Annotated in this window: 13 protein-coding genes; 7 read left to right on the forward strand and 6 right to left on the reverse strand. The window is 70.9% G+C overall.

The features are described 5' to 3' along the window. Window positions 1-34: 34 nt before the first annotated feature. The 3 genes from EOE48_RS23350 to EOE48_RS23360 all read right to left on the reverse strand — a co-directional run bounded on the left by EOE48_RS23350 (window position 35) and on the right by EOE48_RS23360 (window position 6,072). Entirely contained in the window at window positions 35-3,151 is a 3,117-nt protein-coding gene (locus EOE48_RS23350; protein WP_127733291.1) for an efflux RND transporter permease subunit, read from the reverse strand. Then, complete coding sequence (locus tag EOE48_RS23355; RefSeq protein ID WP_127733292.1) at window positions 3,148-4,236, reverse strand: efflux RND transporter periplasmic adaptor subunit; 1,089 nt, start codon at window positions 4,234-4,236, stop codon at window positions 3,148-3,150. The genes EOE48_RS23350 and EOE48_RS23355 overlap by 4 nt, the downstream gene beginning before the upstream one ends. A 597-nt stretch (window positions 4,237-4,833) precedes the next feature. After that, entirely contained in the window at window positions 4,834-6,072 is a 1,239-nt protein-coding gene (locus EOE48_RS23360; RefSeq protein WP_127733293.1) for a GNAT family N-acetyltransferase, read from the reverse strand. 137 nt (window positions 6,073-6,209) lie between these two features. Between EOE48_RS23360 and EOE48_RS23365 the strand changes: the two genes are divergently transcribed. The 4 genes from EOE48_RS23365 to EOE48_RS23380 all read left to right on the forward strand — a co-directional run bounded on the left by EOE48_RS23365 (window position 6,210) and on the right by EOE48_RS23380 (window position 9,687). Continuing rightward, window positions 6,210-6,530 carry a hypothetical protein gene (locus EOE48_RS23365; protein ID WP_127733294.1) on the forward strand — a complete coding sequence of 107 codons (321 nt, stop codon included), beginning with the start codon at window positions 6,210-6,212 and terminating at the stop codon, window positions 6,528-6,530. An 86-nt stretch (window positions 6,531-6,616) separates the two neighbouring features. After that, window positions 6,617-6,991, forward strand: a complete 375-nt coding sequence (locus EOE48_RS23370) for a hypothetical protein (RefSeq protein ID WP_127733295.1) — start codon at window positions 6,617-6,619, stop codon at window positions 6,989-6,991. Window positions 6,992-7,128: 137 nt separating this feature from the next. Beyond that, on the forward strand, window positions 7,129-8,142 hold the full coding sequence (locus EOE48_RS23375; RefSeq protein ID WP_127733296.1) for a BMP family protein: 1,014 nt from the start codon (window positions 7,129-7,131) through the stop codon (window positions 8,140-8,142). Between the two features lie 36 nt (window positions 8,143-8,178). Continuing rightward, entirely contained in the window at window positions 8,179-9,687 is a 1,509-nt protein-coding gene (locus tag EOE48_RS23380) for an ABC transporter ATP-binding protein (protein WP_127733327.1), read from the forward strand. Between the two features lie 36 nt (window positions 9,688-9,723). Here EOE48_RS23380 and EOE48_RS23385 read toward each other — a convergent pair whose 3' ends face one another. After that, window positions 9,724-10,212, reverse strand: a complete 489-nt coding sequence (locus EOE48_RS23385) for a VOC family protein (protein WP_127733297.1) — start codon at window positions 10,210-10,212, stop codon at window positions 9,724-9,726. Window positions 10,213-10,705: 493 nt separating this feature from the next. Between EOE48_RS23385 and EOE48_RS23390 the strand changes: the two genes are divergently transcribed. Continuing rightward, the gene (locus EOE48_RS23390) at window positions 10,706-11,962 is read left to right on the forward strand and encodes an autotransporter outer membrane beta-barrel domain-containing protein (RefSeq protein WP_127733298.1); all 1,257 of its coding nucleotides are present in this window, start codon (window positions 10,706-10,708) and stop codon (window positions 11,960-11,962) included. A 63-nt stretch (window positions 11,963-12,025) separates the two neighbouring features. On the opposite strand, the gene EOE48_RS23395 is transcribed toward EOE48_RS23390, so the two are convergent. Further along, window positions 12,026-13,111, reverse strand: coding sequence for a calcium-binding protein (locus EOE48_RS23395; protein WP_127733299.1), 1,086 nt, complete (start codon window positions 13,109-13,111; stop codon window positions 12,026-12,028). A gap of 550 nt (window positions 13,112-13,661) precedes the next feature. Here EOE48_RS23395 and EOE48_RS23400 point away from each other — a divergent pair. Beyond that, on the forward strand, window positions 13,662-14,726 hold the full coding sequence (locus tag EOE48_RS23400; RefSeq protein ID WP_127733300.1) for an ABC transporter permease: 1,065 nt from the start codon (window positions 13,662-13,664) through the stop codon (window positions 14,724-14,726). Window positions 14,727-14,733: 7 nt separating this feature from the next. Next, the gene (locus EOE48_RS23405) at window positions 14,734-15,678 is read left to right on the forward strand and encodes an ABC transporter permease (protein WP_127733301.1); all 945 of its coding nucleotides are present in this window, start codon (window positions 14,734-14,736) and stop codon (window positions 15,676-15,678) included. Between the two features lie 142 nt (window positions 15,679-15,820). Here EOE48_RS23405 and EOE48_RS23410 read toward each other — a convergent pair whose 3' ends face one another. Further along, on the reverse strand, window positions 15,821-17,911 hold the full coding sequence (locus tag EOE48_RS23410) for a methyl-accepting chemotaxis protein (protein WP_246154747.1): 2,091 nt from the start codon (window positions 17,909-17,911) through the stop codon (window positions 15,821-15,823). Window positions 17,912-18,199 lie beyond the last annotated feature (288 nt).

The raw sequence follows: 18,199 nt of genomic DNA on the forward strand, positions 1-18,199 counted from the left end.
CGCGGGCGATTCGTGTGGACGCTCGGCCGCGCCCTCAGGTCGAGGCCGGCGTCCCGGCCAGTGGAGCGGACACGCCGTGACGCGAGCCCGCCGCGGCGGCATCCGGCCGGCGGACCCGGAACCACAAGGCGTACAAGGCCGGCAGGAACAGCAGGGTCAGCACCGTGCCCACGCCGACGCCGCCGATCAGCACGTAGGCCAGCGCCCCCCAGAACACCGAGTGGGTCAGCGGGATGAAGGCCAGCATCGCGGCGGCCGCCGTCAGGATGACAGGACGGGCCCGCCGCACCGTCGATTCCACGATCGCCTCGTAGTCCGACAGCCCCGCCTCGCGGTCGTGATGGATCTGGTCCACCAGGATCAGGGTGTTGCGCATCAGGATGCCCGACAGCGCGATCAGGCCGAGGATCGCGTTGAAGCCGAACGGCTGCCCGAAGATCAGCAGCGTCGGCACCGCCCCCACCAGCCCGAGCGGGGCGGTGGCGAACACCATGACCATCGTGGTGAACGACCGCACCTGGATCATGATGACGGTGAGCGTCACGATCAGCATCAGCGGGAAGACCGCCACCAGCGACGCCATCGCCTTGGCGCTCTCCTCGACCGCGCCGGCATTGTCGATGCGGTAGCCGGGCGGCAGCCGCGCCTTGATCGGGTCGAGCAGGGGGGCGACCTGCGCGTGGACGTCCGGCGGCTGCCTGCCGTCGAGCACGTCGCCCTGGACGCGGATGTAGGTCTCGCGGTTGTAGCGCTTGAGCACCGCGTCCTCGTTGCGGCTCTCCAGCCGCGCGACCTGGGACACCGGCACCTGGCGCCCGTCCTTCGTCGCCAGCGTCAGGTCGCCGATGTCGCCGAGTGAGCGGCGCTCGGGGCCGGGGCTGCGCAGCAGCACGTCGACCGAGCGCAGGTTCTCGCGCACCTGGGTCGCGGGCGTGCCGTTGAGGTAGCTCTGCAACTGCTGGCCGGCTTCCTTGGGCGTCAGGCCGATCAGGCGCAGGCGCTCCTGGTCGAGGACGAGGCGCTGGTTCGGGGTCCTGTTGCCCCAGTCGAGATGGACCATGCGCATGTCGGGGTTCGTCGCCATGGCGTCCGCCACCTCGGCGGCGATGCCGCGGATGACGTCGAGGTCCGGCCCGACCACCCGGAAGGCGACGGGAAAGCGGACAGGCGGCCCGAACACGATCTGCAGCACCCGCACCCGGGCCTCGGGGAAGCCGCCCTCGTCGACGAGACGGCGCACCTTGCCGCGGAGCGCGTCGCGGGCATGCGAATCGGCGGTCTGGACGACGATCTGCGCGAAGGCGGGATCGGGCAGTTCGGGATCGAACGAGAGCACGAAGCGCGGCATGCCCTGGCCGATGTAGCTCGTGATCTCGCGCGCCTCGGGCAGCGTGCGCAGAGCCGCCTCGACGCGCCTGACGGTGGCCTCGGTCGTGGCGAAGGCCGAACCGGTCGGCAGCGTCACCTCGACGATGAGCTCGGCGCGCTCGGAATTCGGGAAGAACTGCTTCTCGACCTTGCCCATGCCCGCCGCCGCGCCGGCGAACAGCGCCACGGTGATGCCCGCGGCGATCCACTTGTGGTCGACGGACAGCCGCACGATCCGGCGCAGGCGCTCGTAGTTCTTCGTGGCGTAGATCGCGTCGTGCCCGCCCTCGACCCGCTTGATGTCGGGCAGCAGCTTGACGCCGAGATACGGCGTGAAGGTCACGGCCACGATCCACGAGATGACGAGCGAGAACGAGACCACCCAGAAGATGTTGCCGGCATACTCGCCCGCCGTGGAGGCGGCGAAGCCCACGGGCAGGAAGCCCGCGATGGTGACCAGCGTCCCGGTGAGCATCGGCGCGGCGGTGGCGCTCCAGGCGTAGGTGGCGGCCGAGATCCGGTCGGCGCCCTCCTCCATGCGCACCACCATCATCTCGATGGCGATGATCGCGTCGTCGACGAGGAGCCCGAGCGAGATGATGAGCGCGCCCAGCGTGATGCGGTCGAAGTCGCGCCCCGTCACCATCATCACGACGAACACCGCGGAGAGCGTCAGCGGCACCGCAAGCGCCACCACGATGCCGACCCGCAGGCCGAGCGCCACGAGGCTGACCACGATCACCACGCCGAGCGCGGTGAAGAACTTCACCATGAACTCGTGGATGGCGTCGTCGATGACCTTCGCCTGGTCGGTGATCTTGGTGAAGCCGATGCCGGTCGGCAGCTCGCGATGGATCGCCGCCTCCTCGGCGTTCAGCGCCGCGCCGAGGGTGAGGCCGTTGAAGCCCGGCTTCATCACGAGGCCGAGCATCAGGGCCGGCTCGCCGTCGTTGCGGATCGCGAAGGTCTTGGGGTCCTCATAGCCGCGCCTGACCTCGGCGATGTCGCCGAGCTTGAGGCTGCGGTCGCCGGCCGCGACTGGCAGCTCGCGGATCGCGTCGAGGCCGTCGATGGCGCCGTCGAGCCGGAGATACACCCGCGGGCCGGTGGTCTCGACGAAGCCCGCCGGCGTGACGTCGTTCTGGTTGGCGAGGGAGGCCAGGAGCTGCTGGCCGGTGATGCCGAGGGTGGCGAGGCGCTGGTAGGAGATCTCGACGAAGATCTTCTGGGCCTGCTCGCCCAGGATGTTGATCTTCTCGACGCCGGGCAGCCGCAGGAGGCGCTGGCGCAGGTCCTCGGCCCGCGTCACGAGGTGGCGGTGCGGCAGCCCCTTGGCCTGGAGCGCGTAGAGGGCGAAGTAGACGTCCGAGAACTCGTCGTTGAACAGGGGCCCGAGCACGCCGCGCGGCAGGCCGGAGGCCTGGTCGGAGAGCTTCTTGCGCGCCTGGTAGAACTCCGATTGCAGCCGGGCCGGGGGCATCGAGTCCCTGAAGAACACCTTCATCAGCATCAGGCCGGGCCGGACCGTGGTCTCGACGCGGTCGTAGTAGACGAGTTCCTGCAGGCGCTTCTCGAGCGGGTCGGCGACCTGACGCTGCATCTCGTCGGTGGTCGCGCCGGGCCACGCGGCCGAGACCGCCATCGTCTTGACCGTGAAGGCCGGGTCCTCGGCCCGCCCGAGCCTCTGGAAGGCGAAGACGCCCGCGCCGGTGAGCGCCAGGATGAGGAACAGCGTGACGGCCCGCTCGCGGACCGCCAGCGCCGAGAGGTTGAAGCCGCTCATCGCGCCGCCACTCCCGTCATGCTGGACGGAGCCTGACGCACGGCCTGGCCCGGCTTCAAGAGGTGGGCGCCGAGGGCGACGATCCGGTCGCCCGGGCTCAGGCCCGACGCGACCTCGGCGCTCTCCTCGGACAGGCGGGCGACGGCGACCGGCTGGGCGACGACGGTTCCGGTCGCGGCGTCGAGCTTCCAGACCGCCGAGCCCTGCCCGGCGTCGAACAGCGCCCCGAGCGGCACCGACAGGGACGCGGCGCGCCCGTCCTCGGCCGGCCTGAGCCGGAGCGTCACGGTGGCGCCGAGCGGCGCGCCCTCGCCGCCGCCCGACAGGATGTAGCGGGCGCGGTAGGTCCGCGTCGCGGGATCGGCGGTGGCGGACAATTCGCGCAGCCGCGCCGGATACGTCGTCTCGCCCTCGGCGTAGAGCGTCGCGGTGGCGGCGCCCGTCGCGAGGCGCCGGCTCGCCTCGGGCAGGAACACCTCGGCCTCGCGCGCGCCGTCGCGGGCGAGGCGGACGACGGTCTGGCCGGCCGCGACCACCTGGCCGGGCTCGGACGGCACCTCCATCACCACGCCGTCGGCATCGGCCTGGAGCTCGGAATACCCGGCCTGGTTCTCGATCTGGCTCGCCTGGGCCTCGGCGGCGGCGAACTGGGCCGCCGCCGCGTCCGCCGCGGCCTTGTTCTGGTCGTAGGTCTGGCGGGAGGTCCAGCCCTCGCCGACGAGCTTGCGGCTGCGCTCCTCGTCGGCCCGGGCCTTGACCATCTGGGCCCGGGCGGCCTCGACCGAGGAGCGGGCGGCGTTGAGCGCGAGGGTGAAGTCGGTGCGGTCGAGGCGCATCAGCGGCTGTCCGCGCGCGACGTGCTGGCCCGGATCGACCAGTCGCTCGAAGATCTTGCCGCCGACGCGGAAGCCGAGGTTGCTCTCGGTGCGGGCCCGGACGACGCCGGTGTAGCGCGCGATCGCCCCGGATCCCGGCGCGACCTCGACGGTCTGGACCAGGGGCGGCTGCGGCGCCACCGCGGTCTCGCCCGGCGAGCACCCCGCCAGCGCCAGCGCGGCGGGAACGAGCATCCATCGCGTGTCCATCGGCCGTCTCCTCGCGCCCCCTGAGGCCGCAATAAATGATACACATCATTTATTGCGGCGCGCGGCCGACGTCAACGAGCCTCGCGGCGGCATCATGCGATTCCCGGCCGATAAATGGAAAATGCCTACAAGAACTTGATCCAAAAGTATAATTTTGGCGCGGGATCCCCTCTCCCGGGTGGGAGAGGGGTAGGGGTGAGGGTGGAGACGGTTCAGGATCCATCACGAACGGTTGAGCTGCCCAGCTCGACGGTCGGTGCTTGATTCTGACCTCGAGCCACCCTCACCCCTGTCCCCTCTCCCACTCGGGAGAGGGGGACCCGCGCTAGGACGAAGATCGCCTTCCACGGCTGCGACGGGAGCAGAAAGCCGCCGCCTCGTTTCGTCCGCAAGGGACGGCAAAGCCGGTGCGCAACTCATACGCCATCCGATCGACGGCTTCGGGCGATCCCGACGGATCGCCGTCGCAATGCGGATTTCGGCTTCGCTCATGCGCCGCGCAGGCTGGGGACATGAAATCCGGAGGCATCGCCCCTCCGGCCGGGAGGCTTCCGCAATGACCGACGGCGGCCCTTGGGGGCCCGGAGCGGAGGACCGCTACTCCTCCTCGCCCCGGCACGCCCCGTCGCCGCGGCGGAACGGGGTCGCGGCGTCGAGGTCGTGGGCGATCTCGGTGACGGCGGCGGCCTCCCGGCGCAGGAAGTCGGCGACCGCCGCGCGCAGGGACGGGTCGGCGATGTCGTGGACCGAGTGGGTGATGACCGGGCGGTAGCCGCGGGCGAGCTTGTGCTCGCCCTGGGCGCCGGCCTCGACCCGGGCGAGGCCGTGGCGAATCGCGAAGTCGATCGCCTGGTAGTAGCAGACCTCGAAATGCAGGAACGGATGCTCCTCGATGCAGCCCCAGTTGCGGCCGTAGAGCGCCCGGTCGCCGACGAGGTTGATGGCGCCCGCGACGTAGCGCCCGGCGCGCCGGGCCATCACCAGCAGGATGCGGTCGGGCATCCGCTCGCCGATCAGCGAGAAGAAGCGGCGGTTGAGGTAGGGCCGGCCCCACTTGCGCGAGCCGGTATCCCGGTAGAAGTCGTAGAAGGCGTCCCAGTGCGCTTCCGTGAGGTCGGCGCCGGTCACCCACTCGACCGTGATCCCGTTGGCGAGCGCGTCGCGGCGCTCGCGCCTGATCGCCTTGCGCTTGCGCGAGGCCAGGGCGGCCAGGAAGTCGTCGAAGCTGGCGTAGCCGGGATTGTCCCAGTGGAACTGCTGGTCGATCCGGTGCAGGAAGCCGAGGTCCTCCGCCGCCTGCGCCTGGACCTGCGGCAGGAACGTCGCGTGGATCGACGAGGCGCGGGTCTCGCGCCGCAGCGCCCGCAGGCCGGCGACGAGGGCGGCCTGCGCCGTCGCCGGGTCCTCGCCGGGGGCGATCAGCAGCCGCGGGCCGGTGGCCGGGGTGAACGGCACGCTGACCTGGAGCTTCGGGTAGTAGCTGCCGCCGGCGCGCTCGAAGGCGTCGGCCCAGCCGTAGTCGAACACGTACTCGCCCTGCGAATGGGTCTTGAGGTAGCACGGCGCGACGCCGACGAGGCGGTCGTCGCGCTCGACCGCGACGTGGACCGGGCGCCACCCGGTGCGGCCGCCGACGCAGCCGGATTCCTCCAGCGCCGACAGGAAGGCGTGAGTGACGAACGGGTTGTGGCTCTCGCCGGCGCCCGCGAGGGATTCCGCCGAGAGCGCGCAGCGGTCCCACTCCGCCGCCGGAATCTGCGCGAGGTCGGGCAGGACGCGGACCCGCAGCACCGGGTCCGACGACGCTCCACCGCCTGCTTCGCCGGGAGTCTCCATGCCACCGGACCTAAGTCGCAGCCGGCGCCGCGGCAAGGCGGCGTGGCGGCGCGGCAAGGCGGCGCGGCGCGGCCGAGGGCGCCGGGAGCCGGATCCGTCGTCCCGGCGTTGGAGGGGCGGCCACGGAGGGAGACGGCATGACGGACGCGACGGCGCAGGATTGGGACGCACGGGTCGAGCGGGGGCTGGCGAAGCTGCCCGACCGGCTCCACGCCGCGGTGGCGTGGCTGCGCGAGCCGTCTCGGCTGTGGGCCCGGATCCCGGCCGCCCTGCTGCTCGTCGTCGGCGGGCTGCTCGCCTTCCTGCCGGTCCTCGGCCTGTGGATGCTGCCGCTCGGCCTCGCGCTCATCGCCGAGGACGTGCCGGGCCTCAAGCCGTGGCTGGAGCGGGCGGCCCGCGCGATCGAGCGCCTGTGGCACCGCCTCGTCGCCCGCTTTCGCGGCGGTTCCGCAGGGTGACGTAGCGTCGCCAAGATCTTCGGGCCCGGGATTCCGCGATCGGGGAGAGGAAAGCTTAAGACCCGCCGCGACACGATGCCGTGCACGTGAGCGTGGGACGGACGATGCGGGACTTCGGCAAACTCGGCGACGACCAGGACCCGATCCGCCGCCTCGCCCGCCGGGGCGGCGGCGACGTCCGGATCTTCATCCAGCCCGAGCAGGCTCCGGCCCGCCCCCGCGGCGGCTTCCTGTTCCTGCCGAGATCCCTCGTCAGGGTGCTGAAGCTGCTGCTGCTCGCCCTCGCGATCGGCGGCGCCACCGTGATCCCGAACTACGTCGATTGCCGCAACCAGCGCGACAGCGGCCTGTTCTACTACGGCATGACCGTGGGCGCCTGCACCCGCCAGAACGTCGTCAGCCAGATCGGCAACGTCCAGCGACAGCTCGAAACCGCGGCGCGGGCGATCGGGGGACGCTGACCGGAGGGCGACCGCGCGCCCCGATGCCACGGGAAATCGGTCCATCCGCGGCCGGTTGTGCTTGCGCCCGGTCGCGCGCCGTGGTCGCTTCGCGGCACTGCGGCAAAGGTGCCGCGCGACGGCGAAGAGGCTTGGCGATGGACGAGGCACGGAGGGGCACGAGCCGCAGGACCCTGCTGGCCGGGGGCGGGGCGGCGCTGGTCGGGGCAGCCCTCGGCAGTCCGGCCCGGGCTGCCGCCAAGGCGCGGCCGGTCGCGGTCGCCCTGGTCGCCTCGGTGCCGATCGAGCAGCAATGGATCAGCCGCATCCATCTCGCCCTCAAGGCGGCGGAGCAGCGCGGCGACATCACCTACGCCTACTCCGAGAACGTCGCCAACACCGACGCCGAGCGGGTGATCCGCGAATACGCCGAGGGCAAGCGCGACCTCATCATCGGCGAGGCGTTCGGCCTGGAGCGGCCGGCCCGCAAGATCGCCGGCGACTACAAGACCACCGCCTTCCTGATGGGCTCGTCGTTCCCGGCGCAAGGCCCGAACCTCTCGGTGTTCGACAACTACATCCAGGACGCCTCCTACCTCACCGGCATGGTGGCGGGGCGCGAGACCAAGTCGAACGTCATCGGCATGGTCGGCGGCTACGCGATTCCCGAGGTCAACCGGCTGATGCACGCCTTCATGGCCGGGGCGAAGTCGGTCAATCCGGACGTCAGGTTCCTGGTCTCGTTCATCAACTCCTGGTACGACCCGCCCAAGGCGAAGGAGACCGCGTTCGCGATGATCGAGCGCAAGGCCGACGTGCTCTACGCCGAGCGGTTCGGCGTCTCGGACGCCGCCAAGGAGCGCGGCGTCAAGGCGGTCGGCAACGTCATCGACACCGCCGGGCAGTATCCCGGCACGGTGATCGCCTCGGCGCTCTGGCACATGGAGCCGACGATCGACCGCGCGGTCGGCAAGGTCATCGACGGAAGCTGGACCGCCGAGGATTACGGCCCGTGGAGCAACATGGCCAGGGGCGGCTGCTCGCTTGCCCCCCTCGACCCGAAGCTGGTGCCGCAGGCGGTGATCGACGCCGTGAAGGCCAAGGAGGCCGAGATCCGCGCCGGCACCTTCACGGTGGCGGTCAACGATTCCGAGCCGAAATCGACGGCCTGAGCGGTGAGCGACGCCGCCCGCCCCGTCGTCCTCGAGATGCGGGGCATCACCAAGCGCTTCGGCGGGGTGCCGGCCAACGACGGCATCGACCTGGAGCTGCGCCGGGGCGAGATCCTGGCGCTGCTCGGCGAGAACGGCGCCGGCAAGACCACGCTGATGAACATCCTGTTCGGCCACTACACCGCCGATGCGGGCAGCGTGCGGGTGGCGGACACGTCCGGCGCCCTCGTGGCGCTGCCGCCGGGCCGGCCGCGGGCGGCGCTGGCGGCCGGGATCGGCATGGTCCACCAGCACTTCACCCTCGCCGACGCGCTCACCGGGCTCGACAACGTGGTGCTCGGCACCGAGCCGCTGAGGCGGCCGCGCTCCGGCCGGGCGGCGGCCCGGCGGCGCCTCGACCGGCTGATGGCGGAATCCGGCCTGCGGGTCGACCTCGACGTGCCGGTCGGGCGCCTCGGCGTCGGCGAGCGCCAGCGGGTCGAGATCCTCAAGGCGCTCTACCGCGACGTGCGGGTGCTGATCCTCGACGAGCCGACCGCGGTGCTGACCCCGGCCGAGAGCGACGGGCTGTTCGCGACGCTGCGGGCGCTGGCCCGCGGCGGGCTCGCGGTGGCGTTCATCTCGCACAAGCTCGGCGAGGTGGTGGCCAGCAGCGACCGGGTCGCGGTCCTGCGCGGCGGGCGCAAGGTGGCGGAGCGGCCGACCGCCGGCGCCGACCGCGCCGGGCTGGCCGCCCTGATGGTCGGGCGCGAGGTCGCGGCCTCCCGGCGCACGCCCGGCACGCCGGGCGCCGAGGTGCTGGCGCTCTCGGGCGTCGGCGTCGCGGGTGAGGGGGTGCGCCAGAGCCTCGACGGCGTGAGCCTGACCGTGCGCGCCGGCGAGATCGTCGGGGTGGCGGGCGTCGCCGGCAACGGCCAGGCGGCGCTCGCCCGGCTGCTCTGCGGCCTCGCGAGGCCCAGCGCCGGCACGATGCGCCTGCACGGCCGGCCGGTGACCCGGTTCGACCCGGGCGCCTTCGTGCGCGCCGGCATCGGCCGCATCCCGGAGGACCGCCATCACGAGGGCGCGGTGGCCGGGATGACGCTCTCCGAGAACGTCGCCATCGAGGGCGTCCGCACCCGGTTCCAGCGCGCCGGCCTGCTGCGCCTGCGCGCCATGACGGAGCGGGCGACGGCCGCGATCCGCGACTACGACATCCGCGGCGCCGCCCCGGGCACGCCGATCTGGCTCCTGTCGGGCGGCAACATGCAGAAGGCGATCCTCGCCCGGGTCCTCGACGAGGCGCCCGGCCTGATCCTCGCCGCCCAACCGACCCGCGGCCTCGACGTCGGCGCGGTGGCGGAGATCCACCGCCGGCTGCTCGCCGCCCGCGCGCGGGGCGCCGCGATCGTCTTGATCTCGGAGGATCTCGACGAGGTGTTCGCGCTCTCCGACCGCATCGCCGTGATGGCGCAGGCGCGGCTGTCGGAGGCGATGCCGGCGGACGGGCTCGACCGGGCGCGGGTCGGGCTGATGATGGCGGGGCAGGGGGCGGAGGCGGCGTGATCGCGGCTCGGGCGGGCGGGTACGGCACCCGCAGCATCACCCGCGCCGGGCCGCCTCGATCGCCGCGACGTCGATCCTGCGCATGGTCATCATCGCCGCGAAGGCGCGCTTCGCCTCCTCGCCGCCCGCCGCGAGCGCGTCGGTGAGCACCCGCGGCGTGATCTGCCACGACACGCCCCAGCGGTCCTTGCACCAGCCGCAGGCGCTCTCCTGGCCGCCGTTGCCGACGATCGCGTCCCACAGGCGGTCGGTCTCGGCCTGATCGTCGGTGGCGATCTGGAACGAGAACGCCTCGCTGTGCCGGAAGGCCGGCCCGCCGTTCAGGCCGAGGCACGGGAGGCCCGCGACCGTGAACGTGACCGTCAGCACGTCGCCCGCCCGTCCCGACGGGTAGTCGCCCGGAGCCCGGTGGACCGCGCCCATCGCGCTGTCCGGGAAGGTCGCGACGTAGAACCGGGCGGCGGCCTCGGCGTCGGTGTCGTACCACAGGCAGATCGTGTTCCTGGTCGTGCTCCTGGCGGTCATGGCGGTGCCTCCCTCGCGTGGCCGGGGAGGGATCCAATCACCGGACGCCCGGAGGCGCAAATCGTCATGGCCGGTGGCGGCTGGCGAGGCACGGGGATCCGGAAACGGCCGCACCCGACAGCCGCCGGGAGTGGAATGACCACTGCAGAACGGCCCGGCACTGTCATTCCGGCCACATCCGCCCGTCTTCGTCCGGCCACGATCGCGGCCGGCGACCCGCCTGTACGCACCAGGACCCTCCAATACTGGCCCGGACCGCCGGCAATCGTCATCTGGATAGCATAAAACATCACATGAAGCGCATGCAGGCTTCACGATTCAGGATCCAAGAAAAAATCGCTTGTTAATCAACCGTGCATCTCCCTTCGATAGACTGATTCTGCGAGCACGAACAGCATCCTTGGCGATGTTCCCTTGAGGATTCCGGCGGCCGCACCGGGCAGCTTGCAGCACGGGCATGGCGGCCCCATCGCCGAAACCAGGGAGTTCTCCGATGACCAGCCTCTCGCCCGTCAACAGCGCGGCGCTCTTCATCCTGCGCCGGATCGCGGACGCGGTCCACGCCCGGAGCCAGGGGGCGAGCGTGGAGATGGCCCGCTACCTCGAACCGCCGGGCGGTCCGTTCCGGCAGGCCAACGCCAGCATCATCGCCGCGCTCATCGACGGCGCGTCCGTCACCGGAACGGCGAGGCGCGACCTCATCTTCGCGACCAACAACGCCTTCATCGATGCCGGCAGTGGCGACGACGTGGTCATGGCCCAGAACCACGCCACCATCGAGGCGGGCGACGGCGACGACATCGTGTCCGCGTGGAACTACGCCACGGTGAACGGCGGGCGCGGCGACGACGATATCGACGTCTCCGCTTATGGAAACGTGACCGGCGGCGACGGCGACGATCTGATCAGAGCCAATGGCTACGCCACGGTGAGCGGCGGCGACGGCAACGACACGATCGAGACCTACGACTATTCCACGGCGAGCGGCGGCGACGGCGACGACGCGATCAAGACCTCCGGTTATTCCACGATCGATGCCGGGCGCGGCGACGACGTCATCCGCGGCTATGACCACGTGACGGTGGATGGCGGCAGCGGCAGCGACCGCATCAGCGTCTACGACTACGCCGCCGTGACCGCCGGCGACGGCAACGACCTCGTCCAGACCATGGGCAACTCGACCATCGACGGCGGGCGCGGCGACGACCTCATCTTCGTCGCCGACCGCTCGGCGACCACCGCCCAGACGGCGGGGTACGCGACGGTGGATGCGGGCGAGGGCGACGACGTGATCCAGGCCGGATCGCATTCCCGCCTCACTGGCGGCACCGGCGACGACCGCATCATCCTGGCGGGCACCGACACGACGGTGGTGTTCGACCAGGGCGACGGGCACGACCACATCCAGGCCGATTCCGCCTTCACGGTCGAGGTCGGGCCGGGCTACGGTGCCGGCGACGTGGAGGTGAGCCACCAGGACGGCAACGCGGTGGTGTCGTTCAGGGGCTCGACCGACCGGCTGACGCTCGACATCGCCGAGGGGATCCCGGCCACGCTGCGCTTCGCGGACGGCACGCACCTGACGGTGACCGGCGACCAGCGCGAGAAGCGGCACGCGCAGTTCATCATGAACGGCTCGTCGATCCAGATCGAGGCGTACGACTCGACGGCGACCCACTACACCGCGTCGTGGAGCGAGTACCACGAGCGCTTCGTGGCCGATCTGAGGAAGAGCGTCGGGCATCTCTGACACCCGTCGCTCCTCGGCATCGCGAGTCCCGAGGGTCCGGGCCTCGCTCGACCAGCGATTCGATCAGGTCCAGAGGAAATCGCTGCCGTCGATCTGGGCTGCGGTGACGCCCTGCAGCAGCACGTAGGTCGAGGATGCGCTCGACCCGGCCGTCAGTTGCAGCGCCGCATGACCCTGGAACGTGAACAGGTTGATGTTGGTGATGTCGGAGCCGAGCGCGATCCTGTCGACGCCGTTCTGGAAGTCAGTGATGATGTCCTGCCCGCCGTTCAGGTTGAAGTAGAACAGGTCCGACTCGCTGCCGCCGGTCAGTTCGTCGTTTCCCGCCTGCCCGGCGAGAAGGTCGCTCCCCGCGCCGCCGAAGAGGCGATCGAACCCGGCGCCGCCGATGAGCGTGTCCTGTCCGGTCCCACCGGTGATGTAATCGTTGCCGTCTCCGCCACTGACGCCGTCGTTCCCGTTGTCGCCGGCCAGCGTGTCGTCCAACCTCGATCCCGCAATCGTATCGTTGTTATTGCCCCCTTGGATGATCGCACCACGGTAGGAGTTCGTGGCGGTATCGTAGATGACGTTGCCCTTGATGTTGTCGGCATCGTCCTGTCCCTGGATGAGGGTAATATCGACCAGATTGGTCTTGGTTAGATCGAGACTGCCACCGATCGTTTCGATGTAGGCGGCCTTGCCACTGAGATTCACGATATGCTGGATATAATTCATGCTACTAACGCGAAGTGTTACATGCTGAGAATGATCGGGGTTGTAGTTGGCAAAATCCATTATGAATATTTTATTATCACCACTTCCTCCATCGTATCGAGAGGGACCTGATGTTCCCCTCACATAGAAGGAGTCGTCGTCGCCTTCTCCATACATCGTGTCGCCGGCAATCCCAACCCATATGGCGTCATTTCCAGCGCCACCATAGATGACGTTGAGGCCCGCTTCACTGACATTGATAGTCGGAGAGTCGCCGAAAATCACATCATCATTGTCGCCGCCGTAGATTGTGTCGTTCCCGCCATCGCCCTGGATATAGTCATCCTTATCGAGGCCATAGATAACATCGTTCCCGCCTCCGCCGAGGATTTGATCTGCGTCGCCTGTGCCGGTCAGTGTGTCATTGCCGTTCTGTCCAATAATCGACGCCATCGTGCCCTCCTTGATAGAGATAATTTTTGTCGTCGAAATGAAAGACGCCTCCGAATCAGGGAGCGCGCAGCTTGGTATCGAGCATGCGAAGCCAGTGACGTAAAGTACTTCAAAAATGAAAATGTATTTTCATTATCCAATACGAAATTTTGACGCTGCATCCTTCGCCAAGCACTAGCCGTAACGCCGACAGCAACCGATCAGACAAGCTTCTCCGTTTCGCGCCTCGCCACGACCGGCCTTGGCAACATCCCAGCACCGCTCCAATGGAGGCGGCGATCCCTGCCGACCTGCCGGTCCGTCGACCATCGCTGGACAGGACTGCCACTGGTGCGAGGACGACCGCCGAGCCGGCGCGTCGGGCGAGGAGGCCGGCTCGTCGTCGTTCCGACTGGATGCGGGACATCGGCAGCGGGCAGCCGGGACGACGCGGGCGCTGCGATCGCGAGCCGCCCCCCACCCACAAGCCCCACCACCGTGACCGCCGCGCCACGCCCGCGCGGCCCGGCTCTTGTATGGTCGCGGGCTCTCCCCCGGAGCCGCCCGCACCGTGATCCGCCTCCAGCCCCGCACCGAGACCCCCGCCGCGCTCCGCCTCGCGGTGCCGGTCGCGGCGGCGCTCGCCTCGCTGCTGCTCGCGGCGATCCCGCTCGCCGCCGCCGGCGCGCCGGTCGGGCGGGCCTACGCGGCGATGATCCAGGGGGCGCTCGGCTCGCCCTTCGCGCTGGCGGAAGTCCTGACACGGGCGACGCCGCTGATCCTCACCGGGCTCGCCGCCGCGGTGGCGTTCCGGGCCCGGCTCTACAACATCGGCGCCGAGGGCCAGCTCTATCTCGGGGCGCTCGCCGCGGTCGCCGTTGGGGCCGGCGCGGTCGAGGGACCGCCCGCATTGATGATCCCGCTGGTGCTCGGCGCCGGGGCGCTCGCCGGAGCCGCGGCGATGCTCGGCCCGGCGCTGGCCCGGGTCTGGCTCGGCGCCGACGAGGTGGTGACGACGCTGCTCCTCAACTTCGTCGTCCTGCTCCTGGTCCAGATGATGATCGAGGGCCCGATGAAGGACCCGATGAGCCTCGGCTGGCCGCAATCCGAGCCGCTCGTCGACGCCGCCGCCCTGCCGAAGCTCGTGGAGCGCACCCGTCTCCATGCCGGGCTCCTCGTGGCGCTCGCCGCCGCCGCCCTGGTGCAGGTCGTCCTGTCCCGCACGGTGGCGGGTTTTTCCATCCGGGCGGTCGGCGCCTCGGCGCCGGCCGCGCGCTTCGCCGGGCTGCCGGTGCGGGCGACCCTGCTCGGCGTCGGCGCCCTGTCGGGGGCGCTCGCCGGGCTCGCCGGGGCCGGGGAGGTGGCCGGCGTCAAGGGCTTCCTCGCCGCCGACCTGTCGCCGGGCTACGGCTATGCCGGCATCGTCGTCGCCATGCTCGCCGGCCTGTCGCCGCTCGGCACCGTCGCGGCGGCCCTGTTCGTCGCCGCGGTGTTCGTCGGCGCCGATTCGATGAGCCGGGCGGTCGGGGTGTCGAGCTACATCGCCAACCTGATCGTCGCCATGGCGCTGATCGCGGTGCTGGTCGCGGGGCTGCTCACCCGCTACCGCCTGCTGTTCGCCCGCAGACCCGCGTGAGACGCCGATGCAGGCCGCCCTCGACATCCTCCTCACCGTCTCGTTCTGGGCCGCCGCGCTGCGCATCGCCACGCCGCTGATCTTCGGCGTCGCCGGCGCCGTCCTGTGCGAGCGCGCCGGGGTGCTCAACCTCGGCATCGAGGGCATCATGACCGCCGGCGCGATGACCGGCTGGCTCGCGGTGCATCTCGGCGCCGGGTTGTGGGGCGGCGTCGCGGTCGCGGCGGTCACCGGCGCGCTGGTCGGGCTGCTGCTCGCCGGGCTCACCGTCAAGCTCGGTCTGTCGCAGCACGTCAGCGGGCTCGCGGTCACGCTGCTCGCCACGAGTGCCGCCTATTTCGGCTACCGCCTCGCCCTGCCGGGCGCCGCGACCCCGCCCCGGATCGTGCCCTTCGCGCCCCTCGACATCCCGGTCCTGTCGGACCTGCCGGTGATCGGCCCGATCCTGTTTCGCCAGACCGCCCTGACGCTGCTGGCCCTCGGGGTGGTCGCCGTGCTGGCGTGGTTCCTCGCCCGCACGCCGCTCGGCCTCGCGGTGCGGGCGGTGGGCGAGAACCCGGCCGCCGTCGAGGCGCAGGGCATCGACGTGCACCGCCTGCGCCTCGGCGCGGTGGTGGCCGGCTCGGCCCTGATGGCGGTCGGCGGCGCCTTCCTGACGCTGTCGGCCTTCAACGCCTTCTTCTTCGAGATGGTGGCCGGGCGCGGCTGGATCTGCATCGCGCTCACCGTCTTCGCCGGCTGGCGCCCGGGCAAGGCCCTGCTCGGCGCGGTGCTGTTCGGCGCCTTCGACGCCTTCCAGGTCCGCCTCCAGCAGGTCGCCGGCGGCGCGGTGCCGGGGCAGGTGTTCCTGATGCTGCCCTACCTGCTCTCCATCGCCGCCCTGCTGGTCGGCGCGCGCAACGCGCGGGCGCCGAAGGCCCTGATGGTGCCGTACGTGCGCGGAGAGCGGTGAGGCAGCCCGGTTCCCCGCGGGCCCGGCAAGTCCGCCCTGTGGCCGGGCGCCGGCGCGGGCCCCTCGTGGGACGGAAGATCGGGCCACCGCTCCGTGGCGCGGTGGCCCCTGTCGGGGATGAACGCGGCCCGCGCCCGGCCGGTCAGGCGGCCCGCACGGTGGCGAGGAAGCGGGCGACCTGGGCCGAGAGCTGGTCGGATTGCTGCGACAGGTCCGAGGCCGAGGCGAGCACCTGGCTCGCCGCCGCCCCCGTGCCCTCGGCCGCCTCGGCCACGCCCGCGATGGTGTGGGTCACCTCGCTCGTCCCGGTGGCCGCCTGACTCACGTTCGAGACGATCTCCCGCGTGGCCGCGCTCTGCTGTTCGACCGACGAGGCGATCGAGGCGGCGACGCGGCTGATCTCGCGGATGCGGGTGTCGATGCTGCCGATCGCGCTCACCGCCTGTCCGGTCGCGCCCTGCACCTGCCCGATCTGCCGTCCGATCTCCTCGGTGGCCTTGGCGGTCTGGTCGGCGAGCGCCTTGACCTCGGCGGCGACGACCGCGAAGCCCCGTCCCGCCTCGCCGGCCCGGGCCGCCTCGATGGTGGCGTTGAGCGCCAGCAGGTTGGTCTGGCTGGCAATGGTCGAGATCAGCGCCACGACGTCGCCGATCCGCGCCACGGTGGTGCTGAGGGCGTGCACGTGCGCGGCGGTCTGCTCGGCTTCGGTGGCGACGGCCTGGGCCAGCGCCGCGGACCCGTCGACCTGACGGCCGATCTCGGCCACCGAGGCACCGAGTTGCTCCGCCGCGGCCGCCACGGTGTTGACGTTGGTGCTGGCCTCCTCGGCGGCCGCGGCCACCGTCGTGGATTGCGCGGCCGTCGCCGAGGCGGCGGCGGTCATCGCCGAGGCCGTGGCCTGGAGTTCGCCGGACGAGGACGACACGCGCTGGACGATGCCGCCGACCGCCGCCTCGAACTCGTCGGCCACCCGGCGCATGGCGATCTTGCGCTGCTCCTCCGCGTCGAGACGCGCCTGGGCCGTCTCGGCCTCGAGCGCCCGGGCGCGGATCATGCCGTCCCTGAACACCTCGACCGTCCGCGCCATCGCGCCGATCTCGTCGCGACGCGCCGCGCCCGGAACGGTGGTCTCGAGGCGCCCGTCCGCGAGGTGCGCCATCGCCCCCGCGAGGTCGAGGATGCCGCGCACGACGCGACGCTGCACGATCACGACCGCGCTCACGACCAGGAGACCGACCACGCCGGTGAGGAGCGCGTAGAGGGTGAAGGTCATCCGTGCCGCGTCCGCGCGCAGCCGCGCCTGCGCCACGACGTCGTCCATCACTGCGAGAGCCATGTCGACGATGGCCGCCTGACCCTCGAACAGACCGGACCACCACGCCGCGGGGTCCAGCGGCATCTTCCGGCCCTCGGAGGCCGCCGCGACCGCCTCCTTGCGGATGCGCTGGAACGGACCGGAGAAGTACAGGGTGGTGCCGCGGACATGGGCGTCGCGAACCGCCTGACCGACGTCGCCGGCCGCGATCATTCGACCGACGACGGTCCAGGCCAGCTCGGATTGGGCATCGTTCTCGCGGACCTCGATGCCATGCGCGGCGCTCAGGGCCCGATCGCCGGCCATAGCCTCGTTGACGAGGAAGCCGAAGCGGCCGCTGGTCGTCCGGGCCAGCCACGTCGTCGCCCGGGTGTTGAGCAGGACGCCGAGCCCCGGCTCGAGGGTCTGGATCTCGGCGTCGATCACGTCGGAGGTGGTCCGCAGGATCCCGAGAATCTTCTCTGCGACGTCGTTCACGCGCTTGGGCAGCGTCTTGTCGCGGCTGGCCAGGCTCTGCTCGTAGGCGGCGTCGACCTCGGGCCGCAGACGCCGCCAATCCACGATGAGAGAGCCGATCTCGGCCCCGGGCGCGGCCACCTTCGGCAGGGCGGTCAGAGCCTGCACCGCGGCGTCCATCGCCGTGTCGAACGGCGCCCGGGCATCCGTGGATTGCTGCCGGCGCTGGCGGTTGGCGCCGGGCTCCATGCCCAGGGCGTTCAACGCGTAGCCGCGCTCGATCCGCAACTGTGACAGGCCGACGAACAGGTTCCGGTCGAGGACCGCGAGGCTGACGGCGGTCTCGGCCCTCCTGTTCTGGTCCGCCGCCACCATCAGCATCCGTGACGACAGCACCAGGGAGATGGCGCCGATCGCCATCACCAGGACGAGCAGGATATTACGAACGGTAAAGATACGCACATTGGCCCCCGAGAATGTTCCCCGCCCCGATTAGAATATTCAAAAATGAATATTTTGTTAATACTTGGTAAACGAGCTTTAAACGCCAGGCAATTTGTCATCATAGGGACGTGTCAACCATCGCTCCCTTGAGGCAGGGGGCGTCCGCATTCGGACGGGTGGCGCCGGCGGGTCCCCCCGGAACGGCCCGGCCTTGCGTCGGCGGCCTTCGCGGGCAATGGGAGGGAAGCGGCCCGATCCCGCGCCCCTTCGGAGGCCGTCACCGGGACGGGCCTGCCGGGGACCACG

Origin of the sequence: Methylobacterium oryzihabitans (genome assembly GCF_004004555.2) — a bacterium.
Classification (GTDB): domain Bacteria; phylum Pseudomonadota; class Alphaproteobacteria; order Rhizobiales; family Beijerinckiaceae; genus Methylobacterium; species Methylobacterium oryzihabitans.

What these genes read in the sequence shown, in the direction of transcription:
- EOE48_RS23395 (WP_127733299.1), bottom strand. Translation starts at nt 13,111, where the DNA reads ATGGCGTCGATTATTGGACAGAACGGCAATGACACACTGACCGGCACA.
- EOE48_RS23405 (WP_127733301.1), top strand. Translation starts at nt 14,734, where the DNA reads ATGCAGGCCGCCCTCGACATCCTCCTCACCGTCTCGTTCTGGGCCGCC.
- EOE48_RS23360 (WP_127733293.1), bottom strand. Translation starts at nt 6,072, where the DNA reads ATGGAGACTCCCGGCGAAGCAGGCGGTGGAGCGTCGTCGGACCCGGTG.
- EOE48_RS23375 (WP_127733296.1), top strand. Translation starts at nt 7,129, where the DNA reads ATGGACGAGGCACGGAGGGGCACGAGCCGCAGGACCCTGCTGGCCGGG.
- EOE48_RS23390 (WP_127733298.1), top strand. Translation starts at nt 10,706, where the DNA reads ATGACCAGCCTCTCGCCCGTCAACAGCGCGGCGCTCTTCATCCTGCGC.
- EOE48_RS23350 (WP_127733291.1), bottom strand. Translation starts at nt 3,151, where the DNA reads ATGAGCGGCTTCAACCTCTCGGCGCTGGCGGTCCGCGAGCGGGCCGTC.
- EOE48_RS23385 (WP_127733297.1), bottom strand. Translation starts at nt 10,212, where the DNA reads ATGACCGCCAGGAGCACGACCAGGAACACGATCTGCCTGTGGTACGAC.
- EOE48_RS23380 (WP_127733327.1), top strand. Translation starts at nt 8,179, where the DNA reads ATGCGGGGCATCACCAAGCGCTTCGGCGGGGTGCCGGCCAACGACGGC.
- EOE48_RS23365 (WP_127733294.1), top strand. Translation starts at nt 6,210, where the DNA reads ATGACGGACGCGACGGCGCAGGATTGGGACGCACGGGTCGAGCGGGGG.
- EOE48_RS23355 (WP_127733292.1), bottom strand. Translation starts at nt 4,236, where the DNA reads ATGGACACGCGATGGATGCTCGTTCCCGCCGCGCTGGCGCTGGCGGGG.